This window comes from Salinisphaera sp. SPP-AMP-43 (genome assembly GCF_049568105.1).
GTDB lineage: Bacteria > Pseudomonadota > Gammaproteobacteria > Nevskiales > Salinisphaeraceae > Salinisphaera.
The window spans coordinates 2,327,501-2,349,076 of the sequence record NZ_CP145335.1 but is presented as its reverse complement, the minus strand read 5'-3'; the positions used below and the strand labels follow the sequence as shown (position 1 = coordinate 2,349,076).

Below are 21,576 nucleotides of genomic sequence, written 5' to 3'. Positions count from 1 at the left end.
CATGGTTGCAACACAGGACTCGTCATCGTGGATAACACTGCCCGGCTCCCCGATCTCCTACAGCGCATCGATGCCTATTGGCGTGCAGCGAATTATCTTTCGGTCGGGCAGATGTATCTGTTCGACAATCCATTGCTGCGGCGGCCGCTCACGCCCGCCGATATCAAGCCGATGTTGCTCGGACACTGGGGCACGACACCAGGGCAGAATTTTATCTATGCCCATCTGAACCGTGTGATTAAGGCCGGCGATCTGAATATGATCTATCTGTCCGGGCCGGGCCATGGCGGCCCCGCGGTCGTGGCCCATACGTATCTCGAAGGCACCTACAGCGAGATCTATCCCAATATCAGCCGCGATGAAGCCGGTCTGCGTCGATTGTTCGTCCAGTTTTCTTTTCCCGGCGGTATTCCGAGCCATGCTTCGCCGGAATGCCCGGGCTCGATCCATGAAGGCGGAGAACTCGGCTATTCGCTCGCGCATGCCTTCGGTGCGGTGTTCGACAATCCCGATTTGATTGCCGCCTGTGTGGTGGGCGACGGCGAGGCCGAGACCGGGCCGTTGGCCACGGCCTGGCATTCCAACAAGTTTCTGAACCCGGCCACCGACGGGGCGGTGCTGCCGATTCTGCATCTCAACGGCTACAAGATCGCGAACCCGACGCTATTGGCACGGATCGGGCGCGATGAACTCGAGCAGTTGCTGCATGGCTACGGTTGGGCGCCGATCGTGGTCGAAGGCCGGGATCCGATGCCGATGCACGAAGCGATGGCCGCCGCACTCGACCAGACCATCGAGCGGATCCAACAGATCCAGAATCGAGCGCGGGATCCGCGCCTGGGCGGCCAGGTCTTCGAGCGTCCACGGTGGCCGATGATCGTACTGATTTCGCCCAAGGGCTGGACCGGTCCGGAAACGGTCGACGATCGGCCGGTCGAGGGCAGTTTTCGTTCGCATCAGGTGCCGATTGGGCAGCCAGCGACTAATCCGGCGCATCTGGCGCAGTTGGAAAGCTGGTTGAGAAGCTATCGTCCCGAGGAATTGTTCGACGATCAGGGCGCTTTGCGGCCGGAGTTAGCCGAACTGGCACCGACCGGCGATCGCCGCATGGGCGCGAATCCGCATGCCAACGGCGGCCTGCTGCTGCGGGATTTGCGAATGCCGGATTTTCGCGAGTACGCCGCGGCGGTAGTCCGGCGAGGCGCGCCTGGTATTGGCGATACGCATGCCTTGGGTCCGTTTCTGCGGGATATCGTTCGGCTGAATGAAGCGCAGCGTAATTTCCGTATCTTCGGCCCCGACGAAACCTTGTCGAACGGCTTGGAGACTGTGTTCGAGGCGACTTCGCGACAATGGCTGGCGGCTACCGCGCCGGGCGACGACCTGCTGGCTGCCCAGGGTCGGGTCATGGAGATGCTCAGCGAGCACCAATGCCAGGGCTGGCTGGAAGGCTATTTACTGACCGGGCGCCACGGCCTGTTCAACTGCTATGAAGCGTTCATTCATATCGTCGATTCGATGTTCAACCAGCATGCCAAGTGGCTCAAGGTCAGCGCGGGGTTGGCCTGGCGACAGCGCATCGCCTCGTTAAATTATCTGATTGCCTCGCATGTATGGCGTCAGGACCACAACGGGTTTTCGCATCAAGATCCAGGCTTCATCGACCACGTGGTCAACAAAAAAGCCGAAGTGGTGCGGGTCTATCTGCCGCCGGACGGCCACTGTCTGCTGTCGGTCATGGACCACTGCCTACGCAGCCGGCATTACGCGAACGTCGTGATCGCCGGCAAACACCCGGCCCCGCAGTGGTTGACCATGGACGAGGCGGTGCTCCATTGCAGTCGCGGGATCGGCGTATGGGACTGGGCCGGCAACGAAGGCGACGACCCGCCCGACGTGGTGATGGCCTGCTGCGGCGATGTGCCGACCCTGGAAACTCTGGCGGCCGTGGCGATCCTGCGCGAGCACCTCCCGGAGTTGACGATCCGGGTGGTCAACGTGGTCGATCTGATGAAACTCCAGCCTGCCAGCGAACATCCGCACGGGCTGACCGACACCGACTTCGACGATCTGTTCACCGATGACCGGCCGGTCATCTTCGCCTTCCACGGCTATCCCTGGTTGGTCCACCGTCTGACCTACTGTCGTCACAATCGCCGCATCTATGTGCATGGCTACCAGGAAGAGGGCACGATCACTACGCCCTTCGATATGACCGTGCTCAACGAACTCGATCGTTTCCACCTGGCGATCGATGTAATCAACCGGCTGCCACGCCCACACACTCGGGCGGCGCGGCTCAAACGCCTGCTGGGCGACAAGCTGATCATGCATCGCCAGTACATCGATCGCCACGGCCGGGACATGCCCGAAGTGCGCGATTGGCAATGGGCCGACGACCCGGGCACTGCTTGATTCAGGTCAACACCAAAAAACGACGGGACGCGCACCTTGGGCCATGCCGGCACGCCCGGCCGACAAGAGACAAGCCAGGAGAGCGTTATGGATCTGATGAGCTGGAACCCGATGCGCGAAATCGACGATCTGCTCAAGCGCGGCAATCTACGCGGTCTCGATCGCGAGGAATGGATGCCCGTGGTCGATATTCGCGAGAAGAAAAAAGAGTACGTCATCCGGGCCGAGGTGCCCGGCGTCGACCGCAAAGACATCCATCTGGATGTCGATAAGGGCGTACTCAAGCTGTCTGGCGAGCGTCGCTGGGATAGCGAAGAAAAAGACGAAAAACAGCACCGACGCGAAAGCTACTACGGCCAGTTCGCCCGTAGTTTCAGTCTTCCGGAGAACGCCGACGCCGACCAGATCAAGGCGAAGTACCACGATGGAGTCGTTGAAATCCGGCTGCCCAAGACTGCGGAAACACAGGCCAAAAAAACCGAGATCACGATCGAGTGAAGCAGCCTCGGCCCGCCCGGTGCAGCGCGCGACCGGGCCTGCGCCGGGCCAAGGGCAAAGGTGAACGACGATGAAAAGCAATCCGTCTGCTTATGTATGGGCAGTATTGATTCCGCTGATCATTTTGTTTGCCCTGCTCCAGTTCACCGCCGGTAACCAGGAGGCGGCCCGGGTGCCCTATAGCGTATTCCAGAAGGAATTGGCACAGGGCCATGTACAGAATGTAGTCGTCGGCAAACAGTCGATCAGCGGCGAATTCATCGAGCCACGCAATGGCAAGAAGCGTTTCACCACCTTGATCGTACCTCCGGAAATCAGCGCCGAGCTCGCTAAGGCCGGTGTGGAATACCGCGGCACCCTGGATACCACCTGGATCGGCACCCTGTTGTCCTGGGTGATACCGATGGGGCTGTTTTTGGGCGTCTGGATCTTTCTCATGCGGCGTATGGGGGGCAGCTCTGGGGCCGGGGGCTTTATGCAGGTCGGCAAGAGCCGCGCCAAGGTCTATGTCGAGACCGATACCAAGGTCGGCTTCGACGATGTGGCCGGGGTCGATGAGGCCAAGGAGGAACTGGTCGAGCTGATCGAATTCCTCAAGGACCCGACCCGCTACGGCACCCTGGGCGCTCATATCCCGAAGGGGGTGCTACTGGTCGGCCCGCCCGGTACTGGCAAGACACTGCTGGCGCGGGCGGTCGCTGGCGAGGCGGGAGTGCCGTTTTTTTCTATCAGCGGTTCCGAGTTCGTCGAAATGTTCGTCGGCGTGGGGGCAGCGCGCGTCCGGGATCTATTTCAGGAAGCGCGCAGCAAAGCGCCAGCGATCATTTTCATCGACGAGCTGGATGCACTTGGGCGGGCCCGTGGCGTTTTTCATCAGACCGGCGGCAACGATGAGCGCGAGCAGACCCTCAATCAGTTACTGGTCGAGCTCGACGGTTTCGATCCGAGTTCCGGACTGGTGCTGCTGGCCGCGACCAATCGCCCGGAAATCCTGGATCCAGCGCTGCTAAGAGCCGGACGTTTCGACCGTCAGGTACTGGTCGACCGGCCGGACAAGGCCGGGCGGGTGCAGATCCTGAAGGTCCATATCAAAAAGATTCAGCTGGCCGAGGGCGTGTCTCTCGACCAGCTCGCGGCCTTGACCACCGGATTCACCGGTGCGGATCTGGCCAACCTGGTCAACGAAGCCGCTTTGCTGGCGACCCGTCGCCGCGCCGAGGCCGTGAGCATGGATGACTTCAACAACGCCATCGAACGCATCATCGCCGGGCTGGAAAAGAAAAACCGTATTCTCAATGCTCGCGAACGGGAGATCGTGGCCCACCACGAGATGGGGCATGCGTTGATGACTCGGCTGCTGCCCGGGGTCGACCCGGTGCACAAAGTCTCGATTATTCCGCGTGGTATCGGTGCCCTCGGTTATACCCTGCAACGGCCCACCGAGGATCGTTTTCTAATGACGCGCGAAGAACTGGAGAACAAGATCGCCGTGTTGCTGGGGGGCCGCGCGGCCGAAAAACTCATCTTCGATCATCTGTCGACCGGTGCAGCCGACGATCTGGCCAAGGCCACCAACCTGGCGCGCAGCATGGTTGCGCGCTATGGCATGGACGAACAGCTTGGCTATGTCACCTACGACAACGAACAACCCAGTTTTCTCTCACCCAATCCCACCGGGATGAACGAGCGGGCATTCAGCGAACATACGGCCAATGCGATCGATCGCGCCGTGCGCTTGATCATCCACGACGTATTCGAGCGCACCTATGCAGCGCTCAAGCGCAACCGGGCGGTTCTCGTACAAAGTGCCCATGAGTTGCTAGAGCGGGAAACCCTGGAATCGGTCGACCTTGATCGCCTGGCCCAGAACCTCGACAACGCTGCGGGCTCGAGTGTCTCGCCGCGCATCGGGCTATCGACCGGGGCGTGAAAGTCGGTAGGCGGTACCGGAGTGGCCGCGACCAGCTTCGACAGACATAGAAGGCGGGCCGGTGAGCGCTCGCACCGTCGGCAAACGGGGGGATTTCGATGTCTCTCAATTGACCCCGATCAATGCAGGCGCATGGGTCTGTGAATAGCCTGACCGTGGGGCCGTTCAATACGTTCGAGGGCAGGGCATTGCGGCTCTGCGGTCAACGGGGAGACAGGCGATGCAGATGCACAACGCATGCAGGGGCTGGCCAACAGAGGGGCCGGCCGAACAGGGGGCTTGGCTACGGTCGATCGGCGATTCCGGCGACAGCGCCGTCGCAGCGGACGGTTACCGGGGCGAACTCGCTCGCGATCGCCGATCGATTCCCCGGGGTGGTTCGAATGGCGAGTACCGGAGGGTGTCGTGCGTGTTGTCGTAGTACTAGGCGAAAAAACGTCTGCGCAGCAGCGCTTCCCGTCGGCAGCGGCAGGTCAGCGCGCATATGCGGAAGCGATGGCCAATGCATTGGCGCCGTTGATCCACGCGGGGCATGAGGTCGTGCTCGTCTACGGCAATACGCCGGGAGAGGTTCAGGCCTGTCGCCACGACAGCGATCTGTTGGGCGCTGCCTTAGGGAGCCTGCTCGAACAGGAGCTGGGCCGCTGGCTGCCGCCGGGCCGGTTGGCTGCAGTGCTGCTGACCCAGATCGAGGTCGACCCAACGGGGGCTGCCATGGCGACGACCGCGGGGCCGAAAGGCTGTCGCAGACTCGAGAGCCGGCCGACACCGCTTCGGGTCCTGGCGTGGGAAGTCGTGAATGTACTTCTCGACCAGGGGGTGGTGCCAATCTGCGGGCTTCGTTGCGAGGCGCCCCTGGTCCGTGGCGACGACGGCATGCTGACCGAGATCGAGTCGGCCTTGATCGACCCGGACGCGGTGGGCGCGTTGCTGGCCCAGCAACTACGTGCCGATGCGCTATTGTTGCTGTCCGATTTCGAGGCCGTGGCCGAAGGTATCGGTGTTTCGGGGGCGCGACGCCTCCGTGTGCTCACCACAGAGCTGCTCGACCAGGTGACGTTCAGTTCCTCGTCGCTTTCACTGAAGATCACCGCGGCCGAGCGCTTCGTACGCCAGAACCGGGGCCTGGCTGTGATCGGGCGGCCGGAGGATGTAAACGGGCTATTGAACGGTGAGGCCGGTACCCGGATCGAGCCGGGGACGGAGAGTGAAGCGGTATATTACGAGGCCGACCCGGGCAGCGACCTGATGACCACTGGACACCGTTCCAGGGCAGTACCCAGGGTTCTGCACTGGTGAGCACAAGATGTCTGAATGGTGCGCAGTCGTTCCATGCGTGGAGACTCGTTCGCAAACCATGACGGATGTATTCAAGCTGGCCCTGCTCGGACACCAGTATGGTGCATCACTGCTGCGTGAGACCCAGGTCGTGCTCGATGCTGGAGACTGGGGGCGCGCCCGCGAGCGCGTTGCCGAATTCGCGATCCAGATCGAGCGTTCGCTTATGGCCGAGGCCGAATTGATGTATTCGAATCGGTTCTGTCTGGGGCAGCGCGTAGAAGTCCTCGACAAGGATATTGGTGATCAGCAACGCGCGATCTGGTACCGAACCCGCCAACTGGTCGAAAACGCTGAGGCGAAGCGATTCGAGGTGTGTCGGCGGCTCGTGAACGATTTGCTCGGGCTGCTGGCTCGCTATTGGCAGTCGGAGCAGTCGTTCTATCGTGCATTGCCCTGCGACGATCAACTCCTGTGGCAGTTCGCGTCTCGGCTCCGCGCGCTCGGGCCTGATATGCGTCCGAATTAGCAGGACAGAGCGGGCCCGCGGGCAACGCCGGTGGGTTCGACTGGGCGCGAGATGAGGTGATAGACCGCGAAGCGGTTGCTATCGGGGCGGGGTGCCCGTTCGAGGCATATGGCTCGCATCGCTCAAGCTCTCCGATCGACCGAACCGCGACGAGGCTCGTGACAGCATTTCGAATGTCGGCGGGCGTGCTGTGCCGTTTTCGCCCTTGATGCGCTGCAGCCCTTCGAGATCGTCGATATGAATGTCCTTACCGTGTTTGCGCACCAGGCCCTGTTTTTGAAGCTGGGCGAGCGTTCGGGATATGGACTCATGTCGCATGCCGAGATAGCTGGCGACATCGAGATAGTTCATCGGCAGGCGTAGATGGATGGGCGACTGTCCGAGCGCGGCAAAGACGCCGCTCAACTCGAGAAGAAAAGACACGACCTTGCGTGTGCCACTGTTAAGCGCCAGTGTCAGGTGGGCTTCGTACTCGCGACGCAGGCAGTCGCTCATCAGTCGGATGAGCTGACAGCGCAGCGTGTCGTTGATGGTACTCAGCGGTATACGGCAGAGCCAGCTGTCTTCCAGCGCGGCAAAACTTCGCGACCATTGGCGTTGATAGGGCTCGGCCAGGCCGATGATGGCGCCGGGAAAACGAAAGGTCAGTACCCGTTCGGTGCCGTCGGCTTCGTCGACGTAAGCCTTCAACGAGCCGACCCTCAAGGCGAACAGCGAGTCGATGGGATCGCCCTGCCGAATCAGGATATGGCCGGCTTTTACGGGGCGGCTGCCGCGCCAGATCTGGTGTTCGAACCGCCTGAGGGGTTCGCCGTCCAATTCCGCCGGTAGGCAATGGGTCTTGAATACACAGGCACCACAGTTGCCGTGGCTCGAGGCCGTAGCGATCTGGGCACTCGTCTGTGCCGAGGCAGCTTCGGGGCAGTAGGCTATACCATCCAACGCGATCGTCTTGTCGGTGCTCGACATCGTCGTCTCCTTGGGCAAATACCCGAGCGGTCGGTTCTGTAATTATAAAATATAACCAATATACAGCGCCCTGAGTGACCTGGGTCAACAACCCTTGTCTTGCGGTGAGATAGGCTTTTCGCCCAATCATTCCAGACGTATAACTTACGTGGCCCCAAGTATCAGACCGGGCGGGGGTGCTGTAGTGCGGCGCGCGCAACGAGCATTGTCGGAGCGCCCATACGGCGAGATCGGCCGCGCATGGCCCGGCTGTGCGTGGTGTGTTTGTCGGTCGGGGCCGACAAGCCGGACAACGCTGTGGCGAGGAGCATGACAACCCAATCCTCGGCGAACGGAGACGATGGCGCTCGCCTGGAACTGTTGATCAAACAGGCTGCAATGGCACAGCCGTTGATCACGGCCGTAGTACAGCCAACTGATTCGCGTTGTCTGAGCGGGGCCATCGAGGCAGCCGACCGTGGTTTGATCAAGCCGATTCTGATCGGTTCGGAAGCACGGATACGCGAAGCGGCCGAAGACGGCGGCGTTGCGCTCGGACGGTTCGATATTATGCCGTGTGGCAGCGACGAAGAAGCCAGTGCCCAAGCTGTGCATCTCGTTCGCGCTGGGCGGGCCCATGCCCTGATGAAAGGCGCGGTGCATACCGATGTGTTCATGAAGCCGGTAGTCGCAACCGCTGGCGGTCTACGGACCGCGCGGCGTATGAGCCATGTGTTCGTACTGGATACGCCAGCCTATCCTCGACTGCTCTTGATTACCGATGCGGCGATCAATATCGCCCCGGATCTGGAGACCAAGCGCGATATCGTCCAAAACGCCATCGATCTGGCGCGCGCCATCGGTATTGATCCGCCAAGAGTCGCGATTGTGTGTGCGGTCGAGACGGTTACGCCCAAGCTGCCATCGACCTGCGAAGCGGCTGCGCTGTGCAAGATGGCCGATCGACAGCAGATTGTCGGCGGTGTTCTGGACGGCCCGCTTGCCTTCGATAACGCCGTCTCGCCGATCGCTGCCGAGGCCAAGCATATCGTCTCGTCAGTGGCCGGACGCGCCGATGTGGTCGTCGTGCCGGATCTGGAAGCCGGCAATATGCTCGCCAAGCAGACCGAATATCTTGCTGGCGCCCACTTGGCCGGGGTAGTCGTCGGCGCGCGCGTGCCGATCATGCTGACCAGCCGGGCCGATAGTGCCCTGGCACGGTTAACCTCCTGCGCCGTTGCCGTGCTGTATCGACGATGGCAACTCGCTCAGGCGGCGATCGCGTGATCGATGTCGGTGGGGCGTCAGCATCGGCCAAACCACGACGGTGGGGCATGGCCCGACCCAGTGGGTAGCGAAATCGCTGCCCTCCGGTCGGTCAACGTCTCAGCGGCCCGCAACGCCAGCCCTATGCTGATTCTCAAGCGCCCATTCAAGGCCGATGGCTCGGTTTGTTGCCGATCCAGTGCCGTCGCACGGGCGTTGGCGGTCATGCTTAGGAGGTGCCGGAGTCGCGACAACACAGCCCGCTGCGATTGTATCGGGCAAGCGGTAGGGCTCAGGGGCACGATATGGGGTATTTGATCGTCAACGCTGGCTCGTCGTCGCTCAAGATGGCTTGGTTCTGCGAACAACTCGAGCGGCGCCTGAATGCGCTGGTGGATTATCATGAGTCGCCGGGGATGCTGCGTTGCTGGGATAGCTCGGGTAGCGAATCCGAGATACATCGGCTGCCTAGTGAGGCTGAACCCATGTCGGCCGCGCTAGAGATCATAATGGCCGAGTGTCGCAATGTATTCGGCGCCGATGCCGTGCATACAGTCGGCCATCGCGTCGTGCATGGCGGGACTCGCTATCGAGCACCGGTCCGGTTGGATGAGACGGATATTACGGCCCTCGCCGCTTTGGCACCGCTTGCGCCGCAGCACCAGCCGTTCAACGTCGCGGGCATCGAAGCGATCGCGCGAGCGTATCCGGGGTTGGCACAAGTCGCCTGTTTCGATACCGCCTTTCATCAAAGCCAGCCCGAGGTGGTTCAGCGCCTGGCCGTACCCCGGATCTGGTTTGATCAAGGGGTGCGTCACTACGGATTTCACGGTTTGTCCTACGAATATATCGCAGGCCGGCTGGGCGAACTCGACCCTGCGGCAGCGACGGGGCGCACGATCGTGGCGCATCTCGGCCATGGCGCCAGTCTTTGCGCCCTGAAAAACGGCCGCAGCATAGATACGTCAATGGGTTTCAGTACCCTCGACGGATTACCCATGGGGACACGTTGTGGCCGTCTGGATCCCGGCGTATTGCTCTATTGGCTAGCCCAGGGCCAGGCGCCGGAGACGCTGCGCGACGTGCTCTACAACCACTCGGGATTGCTCGGCGTATCTGGGTTTAGTGACGACATGCGAGTGCTCTTGGCCAGCGAAACAGCCGAGGCCGCCGAGGCGATTGCACTGTTCGTCTATCGCTGTATCGCGGAAATCGGTGCGCTGGTTGCAGTATTGGGTGGCCTCGATGCGTTGGTGTTCACCGGCGGCATCGGCGAACATGCTGCACCGATACGAGAGCGCATTGTTGCGGGCCTCGACTGGCTCGGCGTGCGTCTGGATCCACGGGCTAATGCCGACGGTGCGCTTGGTATCAGCCGACCGGATAGTGTGGTCCGGCTGTGGGTCGTGTCGACCGATGAAGAACAGGTCATCGCGATGCATTGTCGACGCCTGGAGCGCGTGGCGAGCGGCGGTTGAATCGTACTCGGCGCGGCTTCTAAAAGATCCAATTCAGTATCCCGGACTGCTCGTCTGCCAGGCCGAGAACCAGCGCTCCAGATCGGTTGTATCGCCGCGTGTGGTCAACGTTTCACGCTGCTCGTCGGGGGCCAGCGGCTGGTAACCATCGAGCTGATGATCGAGAACCTGCCGATCGGCATCGGAGGCATCCGAGCCCGCCCGGGCTTGGATGCGTTGACGGGCGGTGTCGGCGTCGACCGCCAGATCGAGGATATGAAAACGACAGTGCACATGCGCTGCCAGAGCCCGTGCGGCGTCGCGATAGCGGCGTTCGAGGAAGGTTGCATCGAGGATGATGGGCCAGCCTGCCAGCAAGGCTGGTCGTGCCAGTTTCAGCAGTTGCGCATAGGTCGCTGCGGTGGCGTTCGGCGCATACAGCGGGGCGCCAGCATGCGCCGCACCGCGATCGTGGGCAGCACGGCCGTATAGGCGTTTGCGTTCGACGTCTGACCGAATACGGACAAAACCGAAACGCTCGGCCACATAGGCAGCCGCTCGGCTTTTGCCGGAGCCGGATATACCGTGGGTGATGACCAGCCGGGCGCGCGGCCGTGCGAGATCCATCGCGGCTGTGAGGTAGTCGGCAGGCCGGCGATAGCCGGCGCGATCAGCCGCGCTCAGCAAGGCGATCTTGGCGCGTACCAGGGCGCGATGCACCAGATACAAACGCAGCACCCCCAGGCCGAGGTAGTCGCCGGTGATTTCCAGATAGCGATTGAGCAGGCGGTGCGCATGGCGAGCCAGGCCGTAGGCCTGCAGATCCATCAACGGGAAGGCGAGATCGTCCATGACATCGATCCAGCGCAAGGCCGGATCGAACTCGATGCAATCGAAAGCGCTCCAACGCCGGTCGCGATAGATCAGGTTGGCCAAATGCATGTCGCCATGGCATTCACGGACCCGCCCCTGGGTGCGTCGCTCGGCCAGCGACGGTTCGGTCTGTTTCAGTAAACGCTCCAGAGCAGGCACGAGCGGCGCCAGGCGTACTTGGATCGGCGACGGGCCGGCTCGCTGGAGCTGATCGACATTGGACCGAACCGTGGCGCCGACTACAGCAGTGCCGTCGTCGTGTTCATCCGCTGGCATGGCCCGCTCGGCGCAGGCATGGTAGCCGGCGATGGTCTCGGCCAGGGCGTCGATCGAGCCGAGCGCGAGTCGGCCATCGCGGGCTCTAACGTCGGCCTGAGCTTCGGCTGGAAAGCGTTGCATCTCCACGGCGTATTCGATCGCCGGTTCGCGGTCCAGCATCGGCTGGGAGGGTGTGCCGCCGATGGCGACACAGCGCAGATACAGCGCCGGCGCGAATCGGCGATTGAGCCGCAATTCCGCTTCGCAGCAGGCGCGACGACAGGCCAGGCTGCCGTAGTCGACGAAATCCAGCGTGACGGCCTTTTTGATCTTATAGACCCGATCGCGGGTCAACAGCAGGATCGATATATGGGTTTCGATCTGTTCGACGTCGTCGGCGAATTCGTGAGCCAGACGATCGCGCAGGGCCGTGATCAGCTGCCGTTGTCTCGTCTGGCCGGAGGGGGCCGCAGGTGGCCTTGGGTCATCGGGCGCATCATCAGGCATGGCAGCGTCCGAAGTCTGCTTGCATGCCGTGAGCCGCGGGTCTGAAGTCTGTTGTACTCGCTGTCACTGCATGCCCGACTTAGGTCACCAGCACGGCGGCGCCTTCCAGCCGGCCCTCGCGGAGTGCCGCTAAGGCTTCGTTGGCCTGGTTCAGCTCGAAAGCCTGGGTCGTGGTACGAATCGGGATCTGTCCGGCCAGACTTAGAAACTCATCCCCGTCGCGCCGTGTGAGATTGGCCACCGATCGAACACAGCGTTCCTCCCAGAGCAGTCGATAGGCAAAGCTTGGAATATCGCTCATATGAATGCCGGCGCAGACTACCGTGGCGCCCTTGTCGGTGGCTGCGAGTGCAGCCGGCACCAGGTCGCCGACCGGGGCAAACAACAGGGCGGCATCCAGTGTGTCGGGCGCGGGGTGATTCGAGTCGCCGGCCCAAACTGCGCCCAGCCGACGGGCGAAATCCTGACTTTCGTGATCGCCCGGCCGCGTGAAAGCATAGACCTGTTGTTCGTGAAACCGAGCGACCTGAATCGCGATATGCGCGGCCGCGCCGAAACCGTAGAAGCCAATGCGCCGCGCCGGCCCGGCCATACGCCAGGCCCGATAACCGATCAGGCCGGCACAGAGCAGCGGCGCAGCATCGCGATCGCTGAAGTCGCTGGGCAGCTGGAAGCAATAATCGGCATCGGCGATCGTATAGTCGGCATAGCCACCGTCGATCTGGTAGCCGGTAAACCGGGCGGCATCACAGAGGTTTTCTTGCCCGTTACGGCAGAAACGGCATTCGTCGCAGGTATGGCCCAACCAAGGCACGCCGACCCGCTCGCCGCCCTGAAACCCCTGGACCTGCTCGCCCACCGCCTCGACCGTGCCGACGATTTCGTGGCCGGGAATCAGCGGCAGGACCGGTGCGGTCAGATCGCCGTCGAGCACATGCAGATCGGTCCGGCAGACGCCGCAGGCCCGCACGCGAATCAGCAGCTGGCCCGGGCCCGGGCGTGGTACCGGATACTCGGGCTCATAACGCAGTGGCTCGCCGACGGTATGCAGGACCATCGCGCGCATCTTGGACTCATCTGGCTGGGGCATGGGGCGAAGCCGCTACATGCGAATGACCATGCGGCCATCCACGGTGCCGGCCTCCAGATCCGAGAACACCTCGTTGATGCGGTCGAGCGAGGTTTCATGGATACGCGGGCGCACCTTGCCTTCGGCGGCAAAGGCGATCGCTTCCTCGAGATCCTTGCGGGTGCCGACGATCGAGCCGCGGATGGTCAGTCGCTTGAGCACGACGTCGAAGATCGGTGTTTGAAATTCGCCCGGCGGCAGCCCGTTCAGGCTGATCGTGCCTTTGCGTCGAACCAGTTGCAAAGCCTGGTTGAACGCTGGGACCGAGACCGCGGTCACGAGTACCCCGTGGGCACCACCCTCGGTGGTATCGATGACGTGCTCGACGGCGTGCGCATCGCTGGCGTCGATCGCTACATCGGCACCAAGATCTCGGGCCAGAGTCAATTTTTCTGCGGTGACGTCGAGGGCGGCGACGTGCAGCCCCATCGCCTTGGCATACTGAATCGCGACGTGGCCAAGGCCGCCGACCCCCGAAATCGCGACCCATTCGCCAGGCCGGGCTTCGGTTTCCTTGAGCCCTTTGTAGGTCGTGATACCGGCACAGAGAATCGGCGCGATCGAGGCGAAATCGACGTTGTCCGGCAGCCGTGCCACATAGTCCGCATGGCCGATGGCATATTCGGCAAAACTGCCGTTCACGGTATAGCCGCTCATATGCTGGGATTCGCAGAGTGTTTCCCAGCCAGTGGTGCAGTATTCGCACCGCCCGCAGGCATCGTGTAGCCAGGCGATGCCGACCGCATCGCCTTCTTCGAGATGAGTGACCCCCGGCCCGACCCGGGCGACCACACCGGCGCCTTCATGGCCTGGTACGAACGGCGGCGTGGGTTTGACCGGCCAGTCGCCATGAGCGGCATGAAGATCGGTATGGCACACCCCGCTGGCCATGATCCGTACCAGCACCTCGTTCGGGCCCGGCTCCGGCACGGGCAGTTCGTCGAATGTCAGAGGCTGGCCGAATTCGCGGACTACAGCGGCTTTCATCATCTGCGTCATGCTGTTCATTCCCGATCTTATGGCTGATGAACACAACGCTATGCCGGACCGAGGGCCGCCTCGTTGACCGAAATCAACAGCTTTTCGCGGCCCCTCGATTTCAGGGCATCAACTGGTCTCGGGATGGCGTGCGGCCTGGGCGCGGCGGGCCTCGCGCCCACCCGTGCCGATAATGATCGCGATCAACAGCGCAGCAGCGATCGCTGAGGCAAGATAGGTATCGAAGGCCAGGCCACCGGCGGCGACCGGCTTGGTCAGAAAATCACCGAATGTTGCCCCAAAGGGGCGAGTAAAGACGAAGGCGATCCAGAACAGCGCATTGTCGTCGATACGGGTCGCGTAATGCAGCCCCAGTACTCCGACGATGATCGCGGAGGTCAGCAGGGCACCGCTGATATAACCCAGACCTAGGCTATCGCTGAGAAAATCGCCAAAGGCCGTGCCAAGACTGTTCGAAAACAAGATCGCGATCCAATAGAACAGTTCGGGGCGGCGCCTGAAGATCGGGAAAACCTGCAGTTCGCCTTCGGTCAGCCGCCAGATCGCCAGCGTCGCGATCAAGCCGGTCGCCAGCATGGCTGCGCCCATCGGATAACCCAGCTGCAGGCTGCGATCCATCATGTCCGATATCTCGGTCCCCGCGGTGGTCGTGCCGACGATGACAGCCCAGTATAGAAACGGGTGAAACCGGTGCGCCGACAGCTGGCCGGCGAGCAGTATCAAGCAGGTGGACAGCGTAAGAGCCAGGCTGGTCACATACCCGAGGTGCAGGGTCAGCGCCAGCAGGTCTCCCGAGGTTTCGCCGAGAGTGGTGGCGAGGATCTTGAGCACCCAGAACCAAAGCGTGATTGCGGCGACTTTATTGAGCGTTGGCATCGGGTGCACCTCAACCGAACCAGATGATCAAAAGAGCCAGAACGCCGGCCGCCGGCCAGATCGGCTCATGATTGGCTGCGACACAGGCCCAGGAAAAACGCTGTCGATCACCGCTGAGCCAGGGCGTGAGACGGGGAAAGAAATGGGGTACGTGGGCGGCATGGCGATCGACGGCCTGGCCGAAGATCGAACGCAGTTTGCCGTACTCACGGCGATACTTGCGGGGTAGATAGTAGGCGAAAAACACGATCAAGCCGATCAGGCCGGCAAACCAGATACCGAGTCCGACAGGGCTGTACGGGTTGCCGGCTGCCGTGAACAGCCCAGTCATGACGAGCGCCGAACCGAGGTAGGCCGGGTTACGACTGTGCGCATAGGGCCCGGTAGTGATCAGGTCCTGATTCTTGCGTAGATGGCCAAAGCTCCAGATCCGCAGGGCAAGGCCGACGAACACTACCGCGCAACCTAGCGCATAGGTCGGCCCCCACGGGGCTGCGAGTACTAACAGGCCGATAGCGGCGGCATAGGCGACCAACAGGCGCGGGCTAATGCGTCGTGCCCGCAGACGATCACGCAGCCGTGCGTTCTGGATCGAGTTGGGGTCCGGATAAATCGAAGACGTCTCTTTCGCCCGGGGCCTCGATGTTGGGGGTGACGTCGAAGCCGAACGGAGAGGGTGGGTATCGGTCATGGCAGCACGCTCCTCAGACGGGCCCCCAGATTAGTCTTGGCCTCGTATACGGATCGTGTGTCTGCCGTTGTAGCGACGTTTTCTGTATAGCACAACGATGGCCCGGACGCCTCGTGGCCGCGGCCGTCGATATGGCTGTCCCGGGCTCAAAAAAGCCCGCGGCCCCTGATGGGCACGCGGGCTGGTGCCGGCATGGCTGAAAAGGCTCAGGCGAGTTTCATGAGCCAGCCGTGCTTGTCTTCGGCACGGCCGTATTGCAGATCCAGCAGTGCCTTACGCAGCTGCTGGGCGACTTCGCCGTTGGCCTGTTCTGGATCGCCAATGGTGTCGTTTTCGGTCACCAGGGCCCCGATCGTCGTGATCACCGCGGCCGTGCCGCAGGCAAAGACTTCCGTGATCTCACCGCTGTTGATGCCTTCGCGCCATTCATCGATGGAGATCGCGCGTTCTTCGGGGGCCAGCCCTATATCGCGGGCCAGAGTGAGCACAGAATCGCGGGTGACGCCTTCGAGAATGGTGCCGGTCAGTGCCGGGGTGACCAGTCGGCCGTCGCGATAGACGAAAAACAAATTCATGCCGCCCAGTTCTTCGACCCATTTGTTTTCGGCGGCATCGAGGAACGCGACCTGCTCGCATCCCTGTTCCGAGGCTTCCTGCTGCGCCACTAGCGAAGCGGCATAGTTGCCGCCGCACTTCGCGGCCCCGGTGCCGCCGGGGGCGGCCCGATTGTAGTGCGAGGACAGCCAGATCGAGACCGGCTTGCCGGCGCCCTTGAAATAAGAGGCAGCCGGCGAGGCAATCACGTAGTAATCGACTTCCGCGGCCGGTTTGACGCCGAGAAAACGGCCATTCGCGATCATGAACGGCCGAATGTAGAGGCTGCATTCCTCGCTATCGTCCTGGGGCGTCGGTACCCAGACGTGATCCTGCTGCACCAGACTACGGATCGATTCGATGAACAGCTCATCGCTCAACTCGGGTAGGGCCAGCCGCCGGGCCGATTGGCGGAATCGCGCGGCATTGCGTTCCGGCCGGAAACCCCAGACCGAGCCATCGGCATGACGATACGCTTTCAAGCCCTCGAAGATTTCTTGCGCGTAATGCAGCACTGGCGATGCCGGATCCACGGTCAACGCCCCATATGGCCGTACTTCCGCGGCGTGCCAGTCGCTGGCCTGAGTCCACCGAACGTGGGTCATATGATCGGTGAAATACTGACCGAAGCCAGGGTTGCCCAGTATTTCGTTGCGGACGTTCGCGGCAACCGGGGTCGTGGTCGGACGGACGGAAAAGACGGGGGTGGACACGGAATCGGTCTCCTGACTGGTATCGGCGCGGGTTCTATCGACCATGCATCTTAAACGATGAGTTCTGCAGCGTCTGCGCAAAGACCCGGGCCGCTCGTAACGAGGGTGTCACCGGCTCGCGCCGACGCTGGGCATGGATGTATGGCATATGCAGCATATCGACCCGAAACGCGTTTGGCATCCGGGCTGGCCGATCCAGTCGCCGCATATAAAGCAACGACTCGACCAAAAAAACAATCAAATAAGTATTGAACTGTTTGAATCGGTCCCCAGAATTGTTCGCGTAACCGACAACGTCCAACGAATAAAGGAGGATCTTATGGCCATTCAGCGTTATCAGCCGTCGAGCCTGTTGCAGCAGTTCAACGACGAAATCAGTCGTATGTTTCTCGGGCAGACCGATGCCTTGCCCTCCGGTATGGGCGATCAGTGGCGGCCGGCGATCGATATCCATGAAAACGACGAGGCCTATCTGATCGATGCCGAAGTACCCGGGGTCGATCCGGCTGCGATCGAAATCACGCTTCGCAACGGCGTGCTGACGGTCGCCGGGGAGCGTAGCTATCACTACGACTCGTCAAAGGCAAAAGAAAACGGCGGGGCGCTGGTTTCGGAGGAAATGACTCGCGAGCCAACCCGGCATATCGAGCGGCGCTACGGTCGATTCGTGCGGCGTTTCACATTGCCGGATACGGCCGATGAAGACGCCGTCGAAGCCCGGGCAGACAAAGGTGTACTGCATATCAAGGTGCCGAAGAAGACCCAGACCCAGCCTCGCCGTATCGAAATCAAGGCCGAATGATGGGTATCGGTATGCCGTCTCGCAGAGGGCCCTTCGGGGCCCTTTTTTGTGGCGAATGCTCAACCCCGATTTGCGGGCCGCGGTAAGGCGGGGCTTGGAAGCCAGGCTCGGTCTGTGGGGGCGGTTTGACCGTCGCCTACTCAAGACGATCGACTGGACGCGATCTCCGCGCGAGCAATCCTTACAAGGCGCGCGGGCTATGGAGCGACACTTCGGCCTCGTGATCGAATGCCAGGCCCTGCTGAATACGTGCCGGCAACGCACGTACAACGAGCCCATATGGGGGCACAGCGGCACTATGCTGCAGCCTCGATGCTGCGCTGGTTTCTACTACCGAGGCCGCTGGCTGGCCGCGGCCTGTCGCCTGGGTGTGTTATGGGATAACCCGTATTGAGGCCATAGCGGGACGTTACTAACCTCGCTCGCCGGATTAACGGCGCCGTGAGATCGCGGGCGCGGGTGTTCGCCCGGCCGGCACAAGCCGGCTGAATGGGCCGCTCGGCCGAATACAACGGCCTGTGAGAGGCCGCCAGCCGCGACCGACTCACGATCGCTGGTCCGCCGATTTCCGATCCCGGATGAACGAGTTCATCGCCATTTTCTTCGGCGCCGGGCGTCGAACGATACATCGAGGAAGCGATCATGCAGCACGATGATTACATGACACGCACGGATCACCCAGAGCCGCGCTACAACCGTCGCGACCCGGTCGTGCATGCCGGCCCGGCCGAGCGTTGGAACGGGCCACTGGACGAAGTGGCGCTATCGACGTTCGAGCGCGACGGCTTTCTCTCGTTCGAAGGGTTCTTCTCCCAGGATCGGATGACCCCGTTCTTCGAAGAACTCGAGGCCATGAGCCGTGACGAAGAACTGCTTAAATCGGATGGTGTGATTCGTGACCCGAAGTCCGGCGCTGTGCGCTCGGTTTTCGACATGCATCGCATCTCGCCGCGGTTCGATGAGCTGACCCGTGATGCGCGGATTCTGGGTATGGTTCAACAGCTGCTCGGCGGCGATGTCTATATTCATCAGTCGCGAATCAACGATAAATACGGATTCCAGGGCGCCGGCTTCGACTGGCATTCGGATTTCGAGACCTGGCATGCGGAGGACGGCATGCCACGGATGCGGGCGATCAGTGCCTCGATCATGCTCACCGACAACAACGAGTTCAACGGACCGTTGATGTTGATCCCTGGTTCGCACCACCAGTTCGTGCCGTGCCAGGGCGCAACACCAGACGATAACTGGAAGAGCTCGTTAAAAGCCCAGGAAGCCGGCGTACCCAGCCAACAAAACCTGCAAGAGCTGGTCAATCGAGGGGGCATTACCGCGCCCAAGGGCCCGGCAGGTTCGCTGTTGCTGTTCGAATGCAACACCCTCCATGCATCGAATTCCAATATGTCGCCGTGGCCGCGCTCAAATCTGTTCTTTGTCTACAACAGCGTACACAACCGACTGCAACAGCCGTTCGCCGCCGAGGATGCCCGCCCGTCGTTCTTGGCGAACCGTGAAACGCCGCAGTCGCTGGACCTGCACGATCCCTACGCGGATATGCGTTAATTCGCAGCCGAGGATGCGCTAAGACAAACGCCGGCCTGGTTAGGGCCGGCGTTTTTTTTTAGAGGTGTTCCTGCTTTGAAAAGCCAGAGCATGCCGATCGGCAGCCGGGCTTTGGATATGGACTAGTGAATATCGCGAACGGGTCTTTTACAATGCCCAGGACGCGCCCGTAGCTCAGCTGGATAGAGCATCGGCCTTCGAAGCCGAGTGTCGTAGGTTCGAGTCCTACCGGGCGCACCATCTCCTCAACACCCTTTATACGAACCTCTGGTATCGCTGCCCAGTATCGGTTTACGAATCCATGCGGCAGTTCACGAGCAGGGCCCGGCACCACCTGTACTGACGCTCTCGACCGGTAGGGCAGAACGCAGAGGCCGTCAGGGGCCTTGTAAGACTACCGCGTCCACAAGGCATGACACTTTAGGTTGCGGCGGTCCGTGCTGAGCCGGTCAACCGGCCGGACGGTCAATTTCTAACAGGCCAGCCGCGGGGCTACCTCGATTTGACAGTACACGCCGGTGGGCCAGCTCGACCGACGCTGTATGGAATCCGACGAGCGTAGTCGTCGAGCGCTCAGAAAGAGTAGGCCGGCAGCCAGGGAACGAGCAGCAAGGTCGCGCCTCCCATCAGAGCCGTGGCGACCGGACGACGATAGTCGAACAGTTTCAAAGCGGTGCCGAAAGATCGCTTGAGGCGTGCGCCTTCCAGATCGATGCTGAAACACTCATCCAGAATGAGATGAACCATCATGCCGCTGCCCATCGCGAAACCGTGGCTCCATGCCAGCCGGGCCGGCTGCCCAAAGCAGCGAAAGCTGATCGTAACGGTCGACAGGGTAATTGCCGCCACAGCCAATAGCGAATGCCAGCTCGCGCGATGTCGGGTCATCATGCGAAAGAGGAAACCGACCACGTCGCGGACACCGACATAAAGCCCCAGTGCCAGCGCTACCACTTGGGGTAAAGGCCACATGCCGCGGGCGAACCCGAAACCCGCAAAGGCCGCCACGACCGCGAGCACGGTGAATATTACCCGTACCGATCGCGACTTGTCGGCATCGATATCCGGCATGATGCCGCCCAATGTCACAAGCAGCACGATGGCTGGAATCTGACCCAGAGGCCAGAGATTGAGTGCCATACCTAGGCCGGCAAAGGCGACACCAGCGGTGGCCGCAGTACTGATATGGGTGCTGAAATTTGCCACCGCGCACGAGCTTTGTATAAACGTTCAGTTTATTGTATGAAACTTATTGCATCGACAACAAGTTAGCGGCTGGTCTGCGAGTTCTACATTACATAGAGAACGTAACTAGATGCAGGGCGGCCGTTCGATCGTAGGCAAGGAGGGTTTGCCGTCACCGGTCCGGATGAACATCGGCCGCTGACGACGACACCTTATAGTGCCTATCGACCTAGGGCGCGTCGTCACGAGATACGCCGCTGCATCTCCGCGGCCCCTGTGGTGGCAGCCCAAGGCCTCTTGAGTGTGGCGTGGCCCGGCCACGTGGGTGAGCGATAACGCCGGATGGCCGCTACGGAGCCGAGGACCGTTTGGGGGACGCCCGCCCATCGCGCCATGCGGCGTTGTAGGCATTGAACGTGGGTCCGCTAGGCTCGGCGGCCTGCGCCTTGCTGACATGATAGGCGGGGTCATGCGACGGCGCGTCTCGTGACGACGCGCCCTAGAGGCCACGATCATATCGATCGGCAGCAAGCGCCTAATTTTGTATCGGCGAGCCTCGTTGTCCATTCACCATAAGACGGTGATCAGGCGCTGTATCAATAATGCGATGTATCAAGCATTCCGTGAGGACATGCGTGGGCCGGATCGATCGTCGTGCTATACAAGAACAGACAAGGTAGGCGAACAACGCCAGACCGTAAGCGGTATGGCCGCTCTGATCGCTAGCCCTGTGTCGGCCCACCTTTCTGTGCTGAGAAACCCAACCGGGCCGGTTGAGCGAGCTCAAACGGACGGCATGCGTCGATATGGCCGCCTCGAAGGGAGCCGATAGGGAAGCTCTGCAGCCGGCACAGAAGCTCAAAACGCGCAGGGGACACAAGGCGTACCGGTTTCGGCTCGCTGCGAACGCCCGTCATACGGGCGTTTCGAGCGGATTGCAGAATTATTTCGAAAAAAGTGTTGACCGTGGGTTAGAGATGTCTAGAATACGCATCTCTCGCAACGCAGTGAGCCAACAAAACGGCCTTTCGAGGTGCTTGGTGAGCTGGTTGTCTTGAAGTGAAA

Annotated in this window: 17 protein-coding genes and 1 tRNA gene; 10 read left to right on the top strand and 8 right to left on the bottom strand. The window is 61.5% G+C overall.

The window, feature by feature from the left end:
* Nucleotides 1-27 precede the first annotated feature (27 nt).
* The 5 genes from V5738_RS09985 (at nt 28) to V5738_RS09965 (ending at nt 6,650) form a co-directional block, all read left to right on the top strand.
* The gene (locus V5738_RS09985; protein ID WP_423820652.1) at nt 28-2,415 is read left to right on the top strand and encodes a phosphoketolase family protein; all 2,388 of its coding nucleotides are present in this window, start codon (nt 28-30) and stop codon (nt 2,413-2,415) included.
* 87 nt (nt 2,416-2,502) lie between these two features.
* Nucleotides 2,503-2,913 carry an Hsp20/alpha crystallin family protein gene (locus tag V5738_RS09980; protein WP_423820651.1) on the top strand — a complete coding sequence of 137 codons (411 nt, stop codon included), beginning with the start codon at nt 2,503-2,505 and terminating at the stop codon, nt 2,911-2,913.
* Nucleotides 2,914-2,983: 70 nt separating this feature from the next.
* On the top strand, nt 2,984-4,843 hold the full coding sequence (gene ftsH, locus V5738_RS09975; RefSeq protein ID WP_423820650.1) for an ATP-dependent zinc metalloprotease FtsH: 1,860 nt from the start codon (nt 2,984-2,986) through the stop codon (nt 4,841-4,843).
* A 405-nt stretch (nt 4,844-5,248) separates the two neighbouring features.
* Complete coding sequence (locus tag V5738_RS09970) at nt 5,249-6,142, top strand: hypothetical protein (RefSeq protein ID WP_423820649.1); 894 nt, start codon at nt 5,249-5,251, stop codon at nt 6,140-6,142.
* Nucleotides 6,143-6,200: 58 nt separating this feature from the next.
* Nucleotides 6,201-6,650 (top strand): hypothetical protein, encoded by a 450-nt coding sequence (locus tag V5738_RS09965; RefSeq protein ID WP_423820648.1) that lies wholly within the window; start codon nt 6,201-6,203, stop codon nt 6,648-6,650.
* A 78-nt stretch (nt 6,651-6,728) separates the two neighbouring features.
* Here the strand turns inward: V5738_RS09965 and V5738_RS09960 are convergent, their stop codons facing one another.
* On the bottom strand, nt 6,729-7,619 hold the full coding sequence (locus tag V5738_RS09960; RefSeq protein ID WP_423820647.1) for a helix-turn-helix domain-containing protein: 891 nt from the start codon (nt 7,617-7,619) through the stop codon (nt 6,729-6,731).
* Between the two features lie 309 nt (nt 7,620-7,928).
* Between V5738_RS09960 and V5738_RS09955 the strand changes: the two genes are divergently transcribed.
* Nucleotides 7,929-8,885, top strand: coding sequence for a bifunctional enoyl-CoA hydratase/phosphate acetyltransferase (locus V5738_RS09955; RefSeq protein ID WP_423820646.1), 957 nt, complete (start codon nt 7,929-7,931; stop codon nt 8,883-8,885).
* Nucleotides 8,886-9,169: 284 nt separating this feature from the next.
* Complete coding sequence (locus V5738_RS09950; RefSeq protein WP_423820645.1) at nt 9,170-10,342, top strand: acetate/propionate family kinase; 1,173 nt, start codon at nt 9,170-9,172, stop codon at nt 10,340-10,342.
* Between the two features lie 33 nt (nt 10,343-10,375).
* On the opposite strand, the gene V5738_RS09945 is transcribed toward V5738_RS09950, so the two are convergent.
* The 6 genes from V5738_RS09945 to V5738_RS09920 form a co-directional block, all read right to left on the bottom strand.
* A complete protein-coding gene (locus V5738_RS09945) occupies nt 10,376-11,959 on the bottom strand; it encodes an AAA family ATPase (protein WP_423820644.1) in 1,584 nt (527 codons plus the stop codon).
* 79 nt (nt 11,960-12,038) lie between these two features.
* Complete coding sequence (locus V5738_RS09940; RefSeq protein ID WP_423824165.1) at nt 12,039-13,025, bottom strand: zinc-dependent alcohol dehydrogenase family protein; 987 nt, start codon at nt 13,023-13,025, stop codon at nt 12,039-12,041.
* A gap of 36 nt (nt 13,026-13,061) precedes the next feature.
* Nucleotides 13,062-14,087, bottom strand: coding sequence for an alcohol dehydrogenase AdhP (adhP, locus tag V5738_RS09935; protein WP_423824164.1), 1,026 nt, complete (start codon nt 14,085-14,087; stop codon nt 13,062-13,064).
* 108 nt (nt 14,088-14,195) lie between these two features.
* Nucleotides 14,196-14,963: a hypothetical protein gene (locus tag V5738_RS09930; protein ID WP_423820643.1), complete on the bottom strand. Its 768-nt coding sequence runs from the start codon at nt 14,961-14,963 to the stop codon at nt 14,196-14,198.
* Between the two features lie 10 nt (nt 14,964-14,973).
* Nucleotides 14,974-15,654 carry a methyltransferase family protein gene (locus tag V5738_RS09925; protein WP_423820642.1) on the bottom strand — a complete coding sequence of 227 codons (681 nt, stop codon included), beginning with the start codon at nt 15,652-15,654 and terminating at the stop codon, nt 14,974-14,976.
* Nucleotides 15,655-15,860: 206 nt separating this feature from the next.
* Nucleotides 15,861-16,961 (bottom strand): branched-chain amino acid aminotransferase, encoded by a 1,101-nt coding sequence (locus tag V5738_RS09920; protein WP_423820641.1) that lies wholly within the window; start codon nt 16,959-16,961, stop codon nt 15,861-15,863.
* A 319-nt stretch (nt 16,962-17,280) separates the two neighbouring features.
* Between V5738_RS09920 and V5738_RS09915 the strand changes: the two genes are divergently transcribed.
* From V5738_RS09915 to V5738_RS09905, 3 genes are all read left to right on the top strand, one after another.
* A complete protein-coding gene (locus tag V5738_RS09915) occupies nt 17,281-17,763 on the top strand; it encodes an Hsp20/alpha crystallin family protein (protein ID WP_423820640.1) in 483 nt (160 codons plus the stop codon).
* 642 nt (nt 17,764-18,405) lie between these two features.
* A complete protein-coding gene (gene thpD / locus V5738_RS09910) occupies nt 18,406-19,326 on the top strand; it encodes an ectoine hydroxylase (protein ID WP_423820639.1) in 921 nt (306 codons plus the stop codon).
* A gap of 163 nt (nt 19,327-19,489) precedes the next feature.
* A tRNA-Arg gene (locus tag V5738_RS09905) sits at nt 19,490-19,566 on the top strand.
* 333 nt (nt 19,567-19,899) lie between these two features.
* On the opposite strand, the gene V5738_RS09900 is transcribed toward V5738_RS09905, so the two are convergent.
* Nucleotides 19,900-20,466, bottom strand: a complete 567-nt coding sequence (locus V5738_RS09900) for a metal-dependent hydrolase (protein ID WP_423824163.1) — start codon at nt 20,464-20,466, stop codon at nt 19,900-19,902.
* Nucleotides 20,467-21,576 lie beyond the last annotated feature (1,110 nt).